Source organism: Marinobacter aromaticivorans, from assembly GCF_002806975.1.
GTDB lineage: Bacteria > Pseudomonadota > Gammaproteobacteria > Pseudomonadales > Oleiphilaceae > Marinobacter > Marinobacter aromaticivorans.
Genome location: NZ_NIHD01000007.1, coordinates 63,723 through 79,714 on the forward strand (window position 1 = coordinate 63,723; position 15,992 = coordinate 79,714).

Here is a 15,992-nt window from a genome sequence, read left to right on the forward strand (position 1 = left end):
CGGAGCGCCCAATGACCCAGGACGAACTCAAGAAAGCCGTTGCCAAAGCCGCAGTGGACTACATCGCACCGCATCTGGAGCGCGACAGCGTGATCGGTGTTGGTACAGGAAGCACCGCCAACTTCTTTATCGATATGCTCGCTGATCTCAAAAACGAGTTCGATGGCGCCGTGGCCAGCTCGGAAGCAACCGCCAAGCGCCTGAAAAGCCATGGTATTCCCGTTTACGATCTCAACAGTGCCGGCGAACTGGAATTCTATGTGGACGGTGCCGATGAAACCAACGAACGCCTTGAACTGATCAAAGGCGGTGGCGGTGCGCTGACCCGTGAGAAGATTGTTGCGGAGGTTGCCAAAACTTTTATCTGCATTGCGGACGAATCAAAACACGTCGGCATACTGGGTAACTATCCCCTGCCAGTTGAAGTAATCCCCATGGCAAGGAGCCATGTTGGCCGAGAGATCGTCAAGCTGGGTGGCGACCCCGTTTACCGGGATGGCTTCACAACCGATAACGGCAACATCATTCTGGATATACACAACATGGACATTTCCCGACCTATCCAGGTTGAGGAGCGGCTGAACAACATTGTAGGCGCAGTCACCAATGGACTGTTTGCCCGACGCCCGGCGGATCTGCTGTTGCTGGGCACCAGCGAAGGCGTTAAAAGCATTCCCCGCAAGGGCGCCTGACGCCTTTAGCCTGAGGGATTTCTGAGCTGGCTCCATGCCAGCTTTTTTATCGCCCGAATAAACATAAACCAAGCGCTTGCTTGGTATCGGGATTTGCGCGACACTGGCCTTTTAGTCCAGGAATAAAGGTAACACCGCCGTGTCCAGCTACTTCACCGAAACCCATGAACAAGTTCGACTGACCGCCCGCAAATTCATTGAAACTCATGTCACCCCGCATATCGATGACTGGGAAGAGGCCGGGGAGTTTCCAAGGGAGATCTACCGAAAAGCCGGGGATGCGGGCCTTCTCGGTATTGGTTTTCCTGAAGCTTTGGGAGGGATAGGTGAAGGAGATATCTTCCTGAAGGTAGCGGTTTCCGAAGAACTGATGCGCTCCACCTCTGGCGGATTTGTCGCCAGCATAGGCTCCCTGGATATTGGTCTGCCCCCGGTTGCCAAATGGGCCAGAAAAGAAATCCGCGAACAGATCGTGCCCCCGGTGCTGCGCGGTGAAAAAATTGCGGCCCTTGCAGTTACCGAGCCCGGCGGAGGCTCCGATGTAGCCAGCCTGAAAACCCGCGCCGTTCGCGATGGCGATCACTACATCGTGAATGGCAGCAAAACCTTTATTACCAGCGGCACCCGGGCCGACCACTTCACTGTAGCGGTGCGCACCGGTGGCGCGGGCCACGCCGGCATCAGTCTGTTGTTGATCGACCGCGGCATGCCCGGATTCTCCAATGGCAACAAACTCAAAAAAATGGGCTGGTGGGCCAGCGACACCGCCGAGTTGTTCTTTGAAGACTGCCGGGTGCCTGCAGATCGCCTGATCGGCGCCGAAAACGCCGGCTTTATCGCCATCATGAGCAACTTCCTGGCCGAACGCCTCAGCCTGTCCATCATGGCCTACATGACAGCCCAGCTGGCTTATGAAGCCGCTATGGAATACGTCAAGCAACGCCAGGCCTTCGGTCGCCCGGTTGCGGGCTTCCAGGTTACCCGCCACAAACTGGTCGACATGGCCACCGGGATCGACGTGGCCCGTGAATATACCTACCGCTGCGCGGCACTGATGCAAGCCGGCAAAAACCCTATCAAACAAGTTGCCATGGCCAAGAACTTCTCTGTAGATGTGTGCGAAAAAGTCACCCGGGAAGCCGTGCAACTGTTCGGCGGCATGGGTTTCATGCGGGAATCCGTAGTAGAGAGACTGTATCGGGACACCAAAATCCTGTCGATTGGTGGCGGCACCACGGAAATCATGAAAGAGCTGATTGCCAAGCAGATCCGGCTATAGACTCCGAAATCGGATTTACCCGGATGCTCGGGCGGCCCTAAGCCAAACCCGCCTACCAAGGTTTAGTTTCGAATGGCTGAAGAGTCCCGTATAATCACGCTCACTTCTAAAACACAGCCAAACGACTCTAAGCTATCAGGAAGGACCTCACATGCAATTCGATAACATCCCAGTCGGCAAAAACCCGCCTGACGACATTTACGTTGCCATCGAAATTCCCGCCAACAGCTCTCCGGTAAAGTACGAGCTCGACAAAGACATGGGCGCCCTGCTGGTAGACCGGTTTATGGCTACTCCCATGTTCTACCCGGCCAACTACGGATTCATCCCCCACACTCTGGGTGAAGACGGCGACCCGCTGGACGTTCTGGTTATTACCCCTTACGCGCTTCAGGCCGGCTCCGTAATCCGCTGCCGCCCGGTAGGCGTCCTGAACATGGACGACGAGGCTGGCGGCGACGCCAAGCTGGTAGCCGTGCCCCACAGAAACCTTACCAACTCCTATCTGGATGTGGAGGAAATCGACGATTTGCCGATCCTGTTACGCGACCAGATCCGGCACTTCTTTGAGAACTACAAAACGCTCGAGCCCGGCAAGTGGGTCAAGGTAAAAGGCTGGGACAACGCCGCCGCTGCAAAGAAAGCCATTGTCGACGCGATCAACGCCTACAAGGGTTAATCCGGCCAGACTGAATACAAAAAAACCGGGCCGCCAGGACCCGGTTTTTTTATGGCCGAACAAACGTTTTCAGCCTCTGGACAGGAGATCCCGCATATCACTGATTGCCGCGTTGGCACGGGACAGATACGCGGCCATGGTGAGGGAATGGTTCGCCAGAACACCAAACCCGCTGCCGTTCAGGATAACCGGGCTCCACATTTCACCCTGCGCCCCTTCTAGTTCGATAATCACCTGCTTGACACTGGAGATGGCATTCTTGTCCTGCAGCACCTTGCGAAAATCCACTTCAATTGCACGGAAAATGTGCAGCAATGCCCAGGAGCTGCCCCGTGCCTCATAGAACACATCGTCGATCTTGGTCCAGTCGGTTTTTATATCACCGCCACCGGTTTCTTCATTCAACGGGTTGTCTGCATCCACATTGGCCACTGCTTCGGATACCGATGCCTTACCAACACTTTCACCGAGGGTGCGCGAAAGGCTGCCCAGACGGGTCTCCAGATCCGCCAGCCAGTTGCCAAGGTTATCGGCCCTGGCAAAAAACTGGGCATTGGCCTGTTCGGGGCTGGAAAGGCGATTGAGGTAGCGCTTCAGCGCCGTTATACCGCGACGATACTCCGCTTCGGTAGAAGGAATTGCCCAGCTTGCGCTGTCAAAGTGGAATTGCGGCTCCGCTATGATCAGATCAGGGTCTTCCGCAGACTGGCTCTGGGACCGGCTTATATCTTTGCGCATGGCCCGGGATAGATCACGCAGCTGCACCAGAACGCCATATTCCCAGTTAGGCATATTGTCCAGCCATAAGCCCGGCGGGAAAATATCATTGGATATGTAGCCTCCCGGCTTGTCCAGAAGTGTCTCGGCGATTCGGATCATGGTTACGGTTGTGGCAAAGCCGGTAATAGGTTCCCTTTGCATTTCATTGGCGACCGCCCGGGTATGCTCGCGCACGGAGAAGGCTTCCGGTTCGCTGCTCCAGTAGATCCCCAGCACCACCGCTACCAACAGGTATACCAGCAGGACTACAGCTACGAATTTGCCAATTACGCCCTTGCTACCAGCATAATCCTGCGCGTCTTCTTTCCTGTCTCTGAAATACTGTCTGATTTTGCCCGGCATATTACGTTAAGCCCCTTGTCTGTAGATTGACTGTGCAAACGATCTGTACGGATCCTAACCTATGGAGCGCCCCTTATACACACCGCACACTTCACAAACAATTACACAGTGCAACCTACGCCCACAACTCTAAACACTATAGACTCCGTAAACAGACTAGAGTTGGGAAAACGTCCACACTGCAAGGGACGGCCCATAACGACAAGATACAGGCCGGAGCAAAATGAGCGACGCAAGCCAGAAAGAAAAACTCAGGCAGCACTTTGCACGCCGCGTAACAACCCAGGCACGGGTAGTGCTGGATACCTGGCAGAAAATCCACACCAGCAATGATTCCCTGAGCTCGCACCGAAAAGACCTTCTGTCCGCTGCCGACAAGCTTGTCCGGTACGCACAGAGATTCGAGATGACCGGCCATGCAGAAGCCGGCAGTAAAATTCTCCGGATTATAGGCGACTGGCCAGCCGACACGTGTCCGGACGATGCCACCCGGCGACAACTTCAGGATGCTTTTGATGCCCTTGCCCGCAGCACCCTCCGGCGAACAGACCACAGCAACACGGATGCACCCCACCAGTACCGCCGCACACCGGTTTATATAGCGCTCGCCAATTCGGAGATGGCAAACAGGCTGATCCGCCAGCTGGAATTTTTTGGCTTCCGCGCATCCGCCTTTGATTCCGCCAGGGAACTCACCGAAGCCTGCGCCCTGCACAAGCCTGAAACTATTCTGATGGATGTGAATTTCGGCGGCAGCCAGAACGCAGGCATCACCACAATCGAACGTTTGCAGGAACGGCACGATACACCGATCCCGATCATTTTCATGAGTGATGAAGATGGCACCATACAAACCCGCCTGCGCGCCTCCCGATGCGGTGGTGAAGAGTTCTTCTACCCGGCAGTGGACCCGGGCCAGTTAATTGAAAAAATTGAGACCTACACTCACGGCAACACAGTTGAGCCCTACCGGGTGCTTGTTCTGGACGATTCCAGGGCACAGGCAAAGTTCATGGAAACGGTGTTGAAAAAAGCGGGCATGAGAGCCCACATCATTACCGACCCCATGGAGATCATCCATGCGCTCGACACCTTCTCCCCGGAAATCATCATTCTCGACATGTATATGCCCGGCTGCACCGGCATGGAGATTGCGCGGGTGATCCGCCAGCAGGACCGGTTCCACAGCGTACCGATCATATACCTTTCAGCAGAAGATGATGTCAGCAAGCAGTTGCACGCCATGAGCCTGGGCGGTGACGACTTTCTCACCAAGCCCATTGACCCCAAGCACCTGATTGCAACACTTCATAACCGGGGCCGGCGCGCCCGCTCCCTGCTGGCGCTGATGATTCATGACAGCCTCACCGGGCTGTATAACCACACCCATACACTGTATCTGCTTGATCAGGAAATTGTCCGGGCGCGGCAGAAGGGTCGGCCCTTATGCTTTGCCATGATTGATATTGATTATTTCAAGAAGGTAAACGATACCTTTGGACACCCCATCGGCGATCGTGTTCTTCGCAGCCTTTCCATGTTCCTGAAACAGCGCCTGCGCAAAACTGACCATATTGGCCGCTACGGTGGTGAAGAGTTTGCCATTATTCTTCCCGACACCCGCCCCAGCGACGCCCGCAACGTTCTCAACGAAATCCGCGAACGTTTCTCAGAGCTTCAACAGCCCGCCGGCGACAGGGAATTCAACGTAACCTTCAGTTGCGGCGTGGCCGGCTGGAATAACGAACCTTCCCAAACCCTGTGCGAGCGGGCCGACCGGTCCCTTTACGCCTCCAAAGCACATGGCAGGAATTGCGTAACGCTCGCAGATAGCTGACCAGCACCGCGCGAACAGGGCAGCCTGCCCGGGCTGCCCGTATGAAACCATCGTCGTATAGAAGTCCCTCTCACCGTTAACGACAATGATTAGCGTAAACAGGTGGGCCTGATTTTGGCCTTGCCGGTCTTTTATTGCAGCCATCGGGCAACAGGAAAGATTGTCAAAAAGTGTTGATATGAAGAAAAAAAGCTCACACCATTGGTGGAAAATACCGGTATTTTCGGCGATCCTGTTTTAACGCAATAAAGGCAGACGTACCCATGTCGACGATTCTTGTGCTCCATGGCCCCAACCTCAACATGCTCGGTACCCGCGAGCCGGAGGTCTATGGCCGCGAGACACTGGCCGATATTGATGACCGGCTGCGCGCCATGGCCGCTGAGGTTGGGCACCACCTGCTGCATTTGCAGTCTAACGCCGAGTATGAACTGATCGAACGGATTCACGAGGCCCGCACAGAAGGCGTGGATTTCATCATCATCAACCCGGCGGCATTCACGCACACCAGTGTTGCCCTGCGGGATGCCTTACTGGCATCGGGCATTCCGTTTATAGAAGTACATCTTTCCAATGTGCATGCGCGGGAGGCTTTCCGCCATCATTCGTATTTTTCCGATATCGCCGAAGGCGTTATCTGCGGATTGGGCAGCCAGGGGTACGAACTTGCACTCCAGGCGGCATTACAACGAATTCACTGATTGACCTGACAACACGGGACCGGACTGATTATGGATATTCGCAAAATCAAGAAACTGATTGAACTGCTCGAGGAGTCTGACGTCGAAGAGCTTGAAATTCACGAGGGCGATGATTCGGTACGCATTTCACGCCGCGGTGAACAGCCTGCGGGCGCACAGTACATCAGCGCCTACGCGCCGCCACCGCCACACTATGCTCCGGCCCCGGAAACACCGGGCCCCGTGCAGGAAGAAAGCTCTGCACAACCCACATTCAGTGGCCACGCCCTGCGTTCGCCCATGGTGGGAACCTTTTACCGGGCGCCTTCTCCGACAGCGGATGCGTTTGTCGAGGTGGGCCAGCAGGTTAAAGCTGGCGATGTTGTCTGCATCGTGGAAGCCATGAAAATGATGAACCAGATTGAAGCTGACAAGAGCGGAACGGTTACTGAAATCCTGGTTGAAAACGGGCAGCCCGTGGAATTCGACCAGCCGCTGTTAACCATTTCCTGAACCGGGCGATAGCTAATCATGGCCATGTTAGAAAAAGTTCTGATCGCAAACCGGGGTGAAATTGCACTCCGGATTCTGCGTGCCTGCAAGGAGCTCGGCATCAAAACCGTGGCGGTTCACTCACAGGTAGACCGCGACCTCATGCACGTGCGCCTGGCCGATGAATCTGTCTGTATCGGCCCCAACAGTCCTCTGGAGAGTTATCTCAATATCCCGGCTATTATCAGTGCCGCTGAAGTAACAGACTCGGTGGGTATACACCCGGGCTACGGTTTCATGGCGGAGAACGCCGATTTTGCCGAGCAGGTAGAGAAAAGCGGCTTCCGCTTTATCGGCCCGAAAGCCGAAACGATCCGCCTGATGGGCAACAAGGTTTCAGCCATCAATGCGATGATTCGTGCCGGCGTTCCCACGGTGCCCGGTTCCGACGGCCCGCTGACCGACGATGACGAGCGCACCCTGCAAGTAGCCCGCAAAATCGGCTACCCGGTGATGATCAAGGCAGCCTCTGGCGGCGGCGGTCGCGGTATGCAGGTGGTGCATTCCGAGGCGGCACTGCTCAAGGCCGTTCAGATAACCCAGACCGAAGCCAGGAACGCCTTCGGTGACGCCACGGTTTACCTGGAAAAATTCCTGGAAGCGCCGCGTCACGTGGAAGTACAGGTGCTGGCCGACATGCACGGCAACTGCATCCACCTGGGCGACCGCGACTGCTCCATGCAGCGCCGCAACCAGAAGGTCATCGAAGAAGCACCGGCCCCCAACATCAACCCGGAATCCCGAGAGCGCACTCTCAAAGCCTGCGTGGATGCCTGCAAGGAAATCGGCTATGTTGGCGCCGGCACCTTTGAGTTCCTGTATCAGGATGGCGAGTTCTTTTTCATTGAAATGAACACGCGCGTTCAGGTGGAGCACCCGGTCTCGGAAATGGTGACCGGTGTCGATATAGTCCGTGAGCAGCTGCGTATTGCCAGTGGCCTGCCGCTCCAGTACAAGCAGGAAGACATTCAGATCAGGGGGCACGCGATGGAATGCCGCATCAACGCGGAAGACCCGGCAACCTTCGTACCCAGCCCCGGTAAAGTGAAACACTTCCACGCCCCCGGCGGTTACGGTGTGCGAGTGGATTCGCATCTTTACAGTGGTTATACGGTGCCGCCCTTTTATGACTCACTGATTGCAAAACTGATCACCTGGGGCGACGATCGGCAGATAGCCCGGAGGCGAATGAAAAACGCCCTGGACGAGCTTCTGGTGGATGGTATTAAAACCAACCAGTCCCTGCACCGCAGACTGGTGCGCGACGGCGGCTTTAAAACCGTAGATTTCACAATCCACTATCTCGAGAAACTGATGCGGGACTAACATCCTGCGTCTTGCTGCAGGATGACTTATGCCCTGGATACAACTTCAGATCCCGGCTGATCCCGATACTGCGGATCAGCTTGAAGATCTGCTCATGGAGATGGGCGCAGACGCCGTTTCCATGGAAGACGCTGCCGACCAGCCACTTTACGAACCCGACCCTGGCACCACACCTTTGTGGAGCCAGACTACGGTTACCGGGCTCTTTCGCTCTGACCGTGATATCGACCAACTGTGTGCCGACGTGCGCAACGCCTGGCACCAGCAAACCCAGCAATCGCTCACAGAAATCGATGTTACCCTGGTGGAAGACAAGGACTGGGAACGCGCCTGGATGGACGACTTTCATCCTTTGCAGTTTGGAGAGCGGTTATGGATAGTGCCAAGCTGGCACCAGGCGCCTGATCCGGATGCCGCCAACCTGTTGCTCGACCCGGGCCTGGCTTTCGGTACGGGTACACATCCTACCACCGCACTGTGTCTGGAATGGCTGGATGGAAAAGATGTAAGCGGCAAACAGATTACCGACTACGGCTGTGGTTCCGGCATTCTCGGCCTGGCGGCCCTGCTTCTGGGCGCAAACCACGTTATTGGTGTCGATACGGATCCGCAGGCACTGGAAGCCAGCCGTGAAAACGCTCGTCGCAACGGCATAGACGAAGCCAGGCTGGATCTTTACCTGCCCGAAGATGAGCCGGATACCAGAGCCGACATAATGCTGGCAAACATTCTTGCGCAACCCCTGATCCGCCTGGCACCGCATCTGGCCAGGCTGACAAAGCCCGGTGGCGACCTGGTGCTCTCGGGCATTCTGTCTTACCAGGCCCGCGAAGTGATGGCTGCCTATGAGCCCTGGTTCATTATGAACGAGCCGGCACAGCGTGAAGAATGGGTCCGCCTCACAGGGCGGCGCAACGACAGATGACGAAGGCTGTCTTAACGACTAAACTCCGAGACTGGTAGTTCAGACGCTTTCAGGACCCCAAGCATGACCCAGAGTAGCCTGCAGACCCAGTGCCCGAAATGTCGCACCCGCTTTCGGGTGACCGACGAACAGCTTGGTATTGCCAAGGGAAAGGTGCGCTGTGGTCACTGCATGGAGGTTTTCAATGCGATTGAAAACAAGGTAGCCCCTGGCTCCCAGCTTGCATCGAAAACATCGTCTGACACCGACAGCAAAACACGGGGCGGGGGCGCTCTCCCGGATAGCTCCGCCAGCGGTTTTACCACTGACACCACGGAAGACGACTTCATCTTCGCGGATAATCCCGAAGAAGACGCGCAAGAGGGCCGTTATGCAGGCTCCAGGCTGACCTTCTCCGAGGATGAACTGAGCGACAGCTTTCGCAACTTCGACGACCGGGATGCCTCTGCGCAGGATGAACAGGACGACGAGCTCACAGAAGATGTTGACGAAAGCTGGGCCGAAGCCATGCTTCGGGAAGACGCCGGACCCGCGAAAACGGCGCCCGAGCCAGAGCCAGAGCCAGCGCCAGAGCCCAAGGCACAGCCTGACCCTGCACCCAAACCGGATACTGTAACAAAGCCGGAACCTGAACCCGATCAGGAGCCCCGGCCTGGGGACCATACCGGGTTTTACATTGATGACCAGCCGGACCCTTCGTTTGAATCCTTTGCCAACGAGCATGAGCCACGGCAGGCGAACGAGAACCTGCAAAGGGAAGAGCCACTCCAGGCAACGACACCATTTGGCGATCTCAGGCACGATCCCGTTTCTGTTGGCGGCAATAACAGAAGCTGGCTACGCTCTCTGGCCTGGTCGGTTATTGTGCTTGGCCTTTTGGGTTTTCTGGTTGCACAGATAATCTGGTTCCAGTTTGACCGGCTGTCTGCAATACCGGAACTGCGGCCGTTTTATGAAAAAGGCTGCGAACTGGTGGGCTGCGAACTGAAGCCCCTGATCAACGTCGATGCCATCCAGAGCCGCAAGCTGGTGGTTCGCACCGATCCGGAGAATCGCCAGCAGCTGGTGGTTGATGCGGTGATCATTAACCGCGCGGACTTCCAGCAACCGTTTCCGGCCATTGCCCTGACCTTCTCCAATCTCAACGGGGATGTGGTTGCCCAGAGCATTTTTACACCCGCTGAATACCTGGCCGGTGAAGCCGAAGAGCTCGACATAATGCCTGTGGAAACCCCCGTGCGCATTGCCATAAACATTCGCGACCCGGGACGGGATGCCGTTAATTACAACATCACATTCCAGCCTTACACGCCCTGAAAGCACCGGTCGGTGATCGGGCGGCGGGTAAGGCAGCCCACACCTCGCAGCACAAAAGTCAACCAGAAAGAGCGAAAAATAATCAGTTTTTTCGCTCTCCGGCCCCTTCAATCACAGCCCCCCCGGCGGTATCATTAGCGCCCTTCGGAACCGGTATCGGTCATTTATTAAGCAGCCGACCCACTCCGACTTTGGCTTACTCTGCTGTGATACGGATTCAGACCATGTTGCCAACGGCAAAAATCGGGCCGTACACCCTGCCCAATCCGCTGGTTGTTGCACCCATGGCCGGTGTAACCGATCGCCCGTTCCGGCTGCTTTGCCGCAAAATGGGCGCAGGCCTGGCGGTCTCGGAAATGGTCATCGCAGACAGCAAGCTCTGGCATACCCGTAAATCCAGAACCCGCATGGACCATGCCGGGGAACCCGAGCCGAGATCGGTTCAGATCGCCGGTGGCGACCCGGAAATGCTGGCCAATGCAGCTCGGCTCAATGCGCAATCCGGCGCCCAGATTATTGACATCAACATGGGCTGCCCCGCCAAAAAAGTATGCAACAAGGCGTCCGGCTCGGCACTGATGAAAGATGAAAACCTGGTACGCGAAATCCTGAATGCGGTGGTCAAGGCCGTCGATATTCCCGTTACCCTGAAAATGCGTACCGGTTGGGATGAAAACTATCGCAACGCACCGGCGATTGCCCGCATGGCCGAAGATGCCGGCATTCAGGCACTGGCCGTTCATGGCCGCACCCGGGCCGACAAATACAACGGCGAAGCAGAGTACGACACCATTGCCGAAGTGAAAGCCAGCGTTGGCATTCCAGTATTTGCCAATGGCGATATCACGTCACCGGAGAAAGCCCGCCGGGTTCTGGAACATACCGGCGCCGACGGCCTGCTTATTGGCCGCGCAGCACAGGGCAGCCCATGGATTTTCCGGGAAATCCTGCATTTCCTTGAAACCGGACATCATCTGCCCGCACCCCCGCTGCGCGAAGTGGAACAGATTCTGAGTGAACATCTGGACGCCCTGCACAGCTTTTACGGAGAGCTTATGGGCGTGCGTATTGCCAGAAAACACGTGGGCTGGTACCTGCAGGCCCACGACCCCGGCAAACAGTTCCGTAATCGCTTCAATACATTTAATGATGCGTCGGAGCAGAAAGACAGCATCCGACAGTATTTTTCAGGCTTACGAAATGGAGAGGAATTCGCAGCATGAGCGCTGAGACTTTGGCAAACAACCCCCTGAACACCCCGGCCAACGACGACAGTCACCAACTGCAAACGGTGAACAGCAGCGGTAACACCGTTACCCTGCGCGACCATGTTGAAGTGGCGCTGAAGAACTACTTCGCCCAGCTTGACGGAGCGCCCGTTACCGAAGTGTACCAGCTGGTACTTTCAGAGGTAGAAGCGCCCCTGCTTGAGCAGGTAATGAAATACACCCGCAACAACCAGACCAAGGCATCCACCATGCTCGGCCTGAACCGCGGAACCCTGCGCAAGAAACTCAAGCAGTACGGCCTGCTATAATCCAGACACCCTGACTTGATGAGGGCCTCCGGAATCCGCTTCGCGAGGCCCCTGTTCGTTCACCCCAAGTGAAGAATGAGACCCCATGGCAAACCAGGCTAACACCCCCGTTCGTCGCGCACTGATCAGCGTCAGTGACAAATCCGGCATTGTCGAGTTCGCCCGCGCCCTCACCGGCCGCGGTATCGAACTGCTATCCACCGGAGGCACCTTCCGTCTCCTGCAAGAAAACAGCGTTCCTGTTACCGAGGTATCGGACTACACCGGGTTTCCGGAGATGATGGACGGCCGGGTGAAAACCCTGCACCCGAAAATCCACGGCGGCATTCTGGGCCGCCGGGGCACCGACGACGCCATTATGGGCGAGCACGGCATCGACCCCATTGATATGGTGGTGGTAAACCTGTACCCGTTCGAATCCACCGTTGCCAACCCCGACTGCGACCTGGCCACCGCCATCGAAAACATCGATATCGGCGGCCCTACCATGGTGCGTGCCGCCGCCAAGAACCACAACGATGTGGCCATTGTGGTCAACACCTCGGATTACAACAGGGTTCTGAAAGAGCTGGATGAAAACGATGGCCTGTTGAGTCACAGCACCCGCTTTGACCTGGCGGTAAAAGCCTTCGAGCATACCGCAGGCTACGACGGTGCCATTGCCAACTACCTGGGTGGCCGCACAGCGGACAACAACAACGCCGACTTCCCCCGCACCTTTAACGCCCAGTTCGTCAAGGTGCAGGACATGCGCTACGGCGAAAACCCGCACCAGCGGGCGGCTTTCTACGCCGAGCGCAACCCGAAAGAAGCCAGCGTTGCCACGGCCAAGCAACTGCAGGGTAAAGAGCTCTCCTACAACAATGTGGCAGACACTGACGCGGCTCTGGAGTGCGTCAAGCCCTTCGCGGACCCGGCCTGTGTCATCGTCAAACACGCCAACCCATGCGGTGTGGCGATTGGTGCGGATATCCACCAGGCCTATGACCTGGCCTTTGCCACCGATCCCACCTCGGCCTTTGGCGGCATCATTGCCTTCAACCGGGAGCTGGACGCAGAAACCGCCAGGGCGATCATCGACCGGCAGTTTGTGGAAGTCATTATTGCACCCACCATCGCACCTGAAGCGGTAGAGCTGGTGGCGGCCAAAAAGAACGTAAGGCTACTGGCCTGCGGCGAGCTCAATGGTGAGCGCACCCCGTCCATGGACTACAAGCGCGTAACCGGCGGCCTTCTGGTTCAGGATCGTGACCTGGGCATGGTGGCCATGGCCGATGTGAAAGTTGTGACCACCCGCCAGCCCACCGAGCACGAACTGAACGACCTGCTGTTTGCCTGGGAAGTGGCGAAATACGTCAAATCCAACGCCATTGTTTACGCCCGCTCCGGTCGCACCATTGGTGTTGGCGCGGGCCAGATGAGCCGCGTTTACAGCGCCCGCATTGCCGGTATCAAAGCCGCTGACGAGAATCTGGAAGTGAAAGGCTCCGTCATGGCCTCGGATGCCTTTTTCCCGTTCCGGGATGGGATTGATGCAGCCGCCGAAGCCGGCATTACAGCGGTGATCCAGCCCGGAGGTTCCATGCGGGATCAGGAAGTGATCGACGCAGCCAACGAACACGGCATTGCCATGGTATTTACCGGTATGCGCCATTTCCGGCACTGATACGACACTTCGTAAACGTCTAGGGTAGCGAAATATGAACATTCTGGTAATCGGCAGTGGCGGGCGTGAACACGCTCTGGCCTGGAAGGCAGCCCAGTCTCCGGATGCGGATACGGTTTTTGTGGCGCCGGGTAACGCGGGCACAGCCCGCGAGCCGGGTATTGAAAACGTCGACCTGGACGTTATGGACCTTGAAGGGCTGGCCAAATTCGCCGCTGATAACAGCGTTGGCCTCACCATCGTTGGTCCGGAAGCACCGCTGGTGGCCGGCATTGTCGATCTCTTTGAAGAGCGCGGCCTGCGCGTATTCGGCCCCAGTGCCGGCGCAGCGCAACTGGAAGGTTCCAAAGCCTTCACCAAGGACTTTCTGGCCCGCCAGAAGATCCCCACGGCCGGTTACGGCAACTTTACCGACGTAGACCAAGCTCTGGCTTATGTGCGTGAACAGGGTGCCCCCATTGTGGTCAAGGCAGATGGCCTTGCCGCCGGCAAGGGTGTCATCGTAGCCATGACCCTTGAGGAAGCCGAAAATGCCATCCGTGACATGCTGGCAGGCAACGCCTTTGGCGAGGCAGGCAGCCGGGTTGTCATTGAGGAATTCCTCAACGGCGAAGAAGCCAGCTTTATTGTGATGGTGGATGGCGAGCATGTGCTGCCCATGGCCACCTCACAGGACCACAAGCGCGTAGGCGACGGCGACACCGGCCCCAACACCGGTGGCATGGGAGCCTACTCCCCTGCTCCGGTGGTGACCGCTGAGGTGCACAAGCGCATCATGGACGAGGTTATCTACCCAACGGTGCGCGGCATGGCTGCCGAGGGTCATCCCTACAAGGGGTTCCTGTACGCCGGCCTGATGATAGACGCAGCCGGAACCCCCAAGGTCATCGAATTCAACTGTCGCTTTGGTGATCCGGAAACCCAGCCGATTCTGCTGCGGATGAAGTCCGATATTGTCGAACTCTGCCAGGCGGCCATTGATGGCAAACTGGATCAGTGCAGTTCGGAATGGGACGAGCGTGCCGCCGTGGGCGTTGTGCTGGCCGCAGGCGGGTATCCCGGCAGTTACAACAAAGGCGATGTTATTTCCGGCCTGCCGGAAACCGAAACAGAGGGCGAGAAAGTATTCCACGCAGGAACCACTCTCAAGGACGGCCAGGTAGTGACCAGTGGCGGTCGGGTGCTGTGCGCAACGGCACTGGGCAACACCGTGACAGAGGCCCGGCAACGGGCCTATCAACTGGCTGAAAAGATCCGCTGGGATGGCGCATTTTATCGCAAGGACATTGCATATCGGGCCATTGCCCGCGAGCAGGTCTAATCGCTTGACCGGAACCCGGGCCCGGCCATTGACCGGGCCTTTTTTTGGAGTAGTGTAAATCCGCCCCGGGAAAGAACGATACACAGACTCCAGGAACCATTCAGATGCTGCAACGATCGCCTTTTACTGCCGTTTTTCTACTTTTGTCCGTCCTGCTCGTAAGTGCTTGCTCCCGTCACGACCTTTATGAAACGGCCATTAACTTTGAACGCTCCGCAGCCGGACTTGAAGCAGACGAGATTACGGTGGGTGATCTGAACATCGCTTACCTGCGGAACACCAAAGCCAACAACGGCGATACCATTGTTCTGGTGCACGGGTTTGGCGCCAACAAGGATAACTGGACGCGCCTTGCCCGGGAGCTCACCGATGATTTCAACGTTTACGCTGTAGACCTTCCGGGCCACGGTGAAAGCAGCAAACCCCTGGACCTGGGCTATCGCCTGGAAGACCAGGTTGGCCACCTTGCCCGTATTCTTGACGCTCTGGGTATCCGGGACATGCACATGATGGGTAATTCGATGGGCGGCGGCATCACCGCCCTCTATGCCGCAACCTACCCGGAACAGATAAAAACCGCTGTCCTGTTCGACCCGGCAGGCATTCTTGAGTATGAAAACGAAATGGTTAGCATAGTGCTCGCCGGCGACAACCCCCTCATTCCCAGCAAGCCGGGTGATTTTGAACGCCTGATGGATTTTGCGATGGAAGAAAAACCCTTTGTACCCTGGCCGATTCTCGGTGTTATGGAAGAAAAAGCCATCGCCAACCTGGAGGTGAACAAGGTGATCTTTGCCGCCATACGTGATGCCGGCTTTGAATCAGACTTCCGTAATGCCATACAACGTATTGAAGACCCGGTACTTATCATCTGGGGCAAGGAAGACCGCGTAATTGACTACCGCAATGGTGAGGTTTTTCGGGAAGCCATTTCCGGTGCCAGGCTGGAAATACTGGAAGGTATTGGCCACGCACCGATGATTGAGGCTCCGGAGGCATCTGCACGCCTGTTCCTGGAATTTGCCAAACCCCGCATTGCAAAGGCCGGCTAAGGCAATC

At 56.7% G+C, this 15,992-nt stretch carries 15 protein-coding genes; 14 read left to right on the forward strand and 1 reads right to left on the reverse strand.

Going from position 1 to position 15,992, the window contains the following annotated elements; translation table 11 throughout:
- The first annotated feature begins 11 nt into the window (after window positions 1-11).
- The 3 genes from rpiA (at window position 12) to ppa (ending at window position 2,650) form a co-directional block, all read left to right on the forward strand.
- Window positions 12-692: a ribose-5-phosphate isomerase RpiA gene (gene rpiA, locus CDH48_RS11550; RefSeq protein WP_100688900.1), complete on the forward strand. Its 681-nt coding sequence runs from the start codon at window positions 12-14 to the stop codon at window positions 690-692.
- A gap of 139 nt (window positions 693-831) precedes the next feature.
- Window positions 832-1,971: an acyl-CoA dehydrogenase family protein gene (locus CDH48_RS11555; RefSeq protein WP_100688901.1), complete on the forward strand. Its 1,140-nt coding sequence runs from the start codon at window positions 832-834 to the stop codon at window positions 1,969-1,971.
- A 151-nt stretch (window positions 1,972-2,122) separates the two neighbouring features.
- A complete protein-coding gene (ppa, locus tag CDH48_RS11560) occupies window positions 2,123-2,650 on the forward strand; it encodes an inorganic diphosphatase (RefSeq protein WP_100688902.1) in 528 nt (175 codons plus the stop codon).
- A gap of 69 nt (window positions 2,651-2,719) precedes the next feature.
- Here the strand turns inward: ppa and CDH48_RS11565 are convergent, their stop codons facing one another.
- Window positions 2,720-3,772 (reverse strand): DUF2333 family protein, encoded by a 1,053-nt coding sequence (locus CDH48_RS11565; protein ID WP_100688903.1) that lies wholly within the window; start codon window positions 3,770-3,772, stop codon window positions 2,720-2,722.
- A gap of 223 nt (window positions 3,773-3,995) precedes the next feature.
- On the opposite strand from CDH48_RS11565, the gene CDH48_RS11570 reads away from it, so the two are divergent.
- From CDH48_RS11570 to CDH48_RS11620, 11 genes are all read left to right on the forward strand, one after another.
- Window positions 3,996-5,609: a diguanylate cyclase gene (locus tag CDH48_RS11570; protein ID WP_100688904.1), complete on the forward strand. Its 1,614-nt coding sequence runs from the start codon at window positions 3,996-3,998 to the stop codon at window positions 5,607-5,609.
- A 263-nt stretch (window positions 5,610-5,872) separates the two neighbouring features.
- Window positions 5,873-6,310: a type II 3-dehydroquinate dehydratase gene (gene aroQ / locus CDH48_RS11575; RefSeq protein ID WP_100688905.1), complete on the forward strand. Its 438-nt coding sequence runs from the start codon at window positions 5,873-5,875 to the stop codon at window positions 6,308-6,310.
- Window positions 6,311-6,340: 30 nt separating this feature from the next.
- A complete protein-coding gene (accB, locus tag CDH48_RS11580) occupies window positions 6,341-6,802 on the forward strand; it encodes an acetyl-CoA carboxylase biotin carboxyl carrier protein (protein WP_100688906.1) in 462 nt (153 codons plus the stop codon).
- Between the two features lie 18 nt (window positions 6,803-6,820).
- Window positions 6,821-8,167 carry an acetyl-CoA carboxylase biotin carboxylase subunit gene (accC, locus tag CDH48_RS11585; protein WP_100688907.1) on the forward strand — a complete coding sequence of 449 codons (1,347 nt, stop codon included), beginning with the start codon at window positions 6,821-6,823 and terminating at the stop codon, window positions 8,165-8,167.
- Between the two features lie 28 nt (window positions 8,168-8,195).
- Window positions 8,196-9,092, forward strand: a complete 897-nt coding sequence (prmA, locus tag CDH48_RS11590; RefSeq protein ID WP_100688908.1) for a 50S ribosomal protein L11 methyltransferase — start codon at window positions 8,196-8,198, stop codon at window positions 9,090-9,092.
- Window positions 9,093-9,155: 63 nt separating this feature from the next.
- Window positions 9,156-10,409 (forward strand): DUF3426 domain-containing protein, encoded by a 1,254-nt coding sequence (locus CDH48_RS11595; protein ID WP_100688909.1) that lies wholly within the window; start codon window positions 9,156-9,158, stop codon window positions 10,407-10,409.
- A gap of 227 nt (window positions 10,410-10,636) precedes the next feature.
- Window positions 10,637-11,632, forward strand: a complete 996-nt coding sequence (gene dusB / locus CDH48_RS11600; RefSeq protein WP_227521073.1) for a tRNA dihydrouridine synthase DusB — start codon at window positions 10,637-10,639, stop codon at window positions 11,630-11,632.
- Entirely contained in the window at window positions 11,629-11,946 is a 318-nt protein-coding gene (fis, locus tag CDH48_RS11605; protein WP_100688911.1) for a DNA-binding transcriptional regulator Fis, read from the forward strand. Before dusB ends, fis begins: the two co-directional genes overlap by 4 nt.
- A gap of 85 nt (window positions 11,947-12,031) precedes the next feature.
- Complete coding sequence (purH, locus tag CDH48_RS11610; RefSeq protein ID WP_100688912.1) at window positions 12,032-13,612, forward strand: bifunctional phosphoribosylaminoimidazolecarboxamide formyltransferase/IMP cyclohydrolase; 1,581 nt, start codon at window positions 12,032-12,034, stop codon at window positions 13,610-13,612.
- 34 nt (window positions 13,613-13,646) lie between these two features.
- Window positions 13,647-14,933, forward strand: a complete 1,287-nt coding sequence (gene purD / locus CDH48_RS11615) for a phosphoribosylamine--glycine ligase (protein ID WP_100688913.1) — start codon at window positions 13,647-13,649, stop codon at window positions 14,931-14,933.
- 104 nt (window positions 14,934-15,037) lie between these two features.
- Complete coding sequence (locus CDH48_RS11620; RefSeq protein WP_100688914.1) at window positions 15,038-15,985, forward strand: alpha/beta fold hydrolase; 948 nt, start codon at window positions 15,038-15,040, stop codon at window positions 15,983-15,985.
- The last annotated feature ends 7 nt before the right edge of the window (window positions 15,986-15,992 follow it).

What these genes read in the sequence shown, in the direction of transcription:
- CDH48_RS11565 (WP_100688903.1), bottom strand. Translation starts at nt 3,772, where the DNA reads ATGCCGGGCAAAATCAGACAGTATTTCAGAGACAGGAAAGAAGACGCG.
- fis (WP_100688911.1), top strand. Translation starts at nt 11,629, where the DNA reads ATGAGCGCTGAGACTTTGGCAAACAACCCCCTGAACACCCCGGCCAAC.
- CDH48_RS11570 (WP_100688904.1), top strand. Translation starts at nt 3,996, where the DNA reads ATGAGCGACGCAAGCCAGAAAGAAAAACTCAGGCAGCACTTTGCACGC.
- rpiA (WP_100688900.1), top strand. Translation starts at nt 12, where the DNA reads ATGACCCAGGACGAACTCAAGAAAGCCGTTGCCAAAGCCGCAGTGGAC.
- purD (WP_100688913.1), top strand. Translation starts at nt 13,647, where the DNA reads ATGAACATTCTGGTAATCGGCAGTGGCGGGCGTGAACACGCTCTGGCC.
- CDH48_RS11620 (WP_100688914.1), top strand. Translation starts at nt 15,038, where the DNA reads ATGCTGCAACGATCGCCTTTTACTGCCGTTTTTCTACTTTTGTCCGTC.
- prmA (WP_100688908.1), top strand. Translation starts at nt 8,196, where the DNA reads ATGCCCTGGATACAACTTCAGATCCCGGCTGATCCCGATACTGCGGAT.
- CDH48_RS11595 (WP_100688909.1), top strand. Translation starts at nt 9,156, where the DNA reads ATGACCCAGAGTAGCCTGCAGACCCAGTGCCCGAAATGTCGCACCCGC.
- accC (WP_100688907.1), top strand. Translation starts at nt 6,821, where the DNA reads ATGGCCATGTTAGAAAAAGTTCTGATCGCAAACCGGGGTGAAATTGCA.
- ppa (WP_100688902.1), top strand. Translation starts at nt 2,123, where the DNA reads ATGCAATTCGATAACATCCCAGTCGGCAAAAACCCGCCTGACGACATT.
- aroQ (WP_100688905.1), top strand. Translation starts at nt 5,873, where the DNA reads ATGTCGACGATTCTTGTGCTCCATGGCCCCAACCTCAACATGCTCGGT.
- accB (WP_100688906.1), top strand. Translation starts at nt 6,341, where the DNA reads ATGGATATTCGCAAAATCAAGAAACTGATTGAACTGCTCGAGGAGTCT.
- purH (WP_100688912.1), top strand. Translation starts at nt 12,032, where the DNA reads ATGGCAAACCAGGCTAACACCCCCGTTCGTCGCGCACTGATCAGCGTC.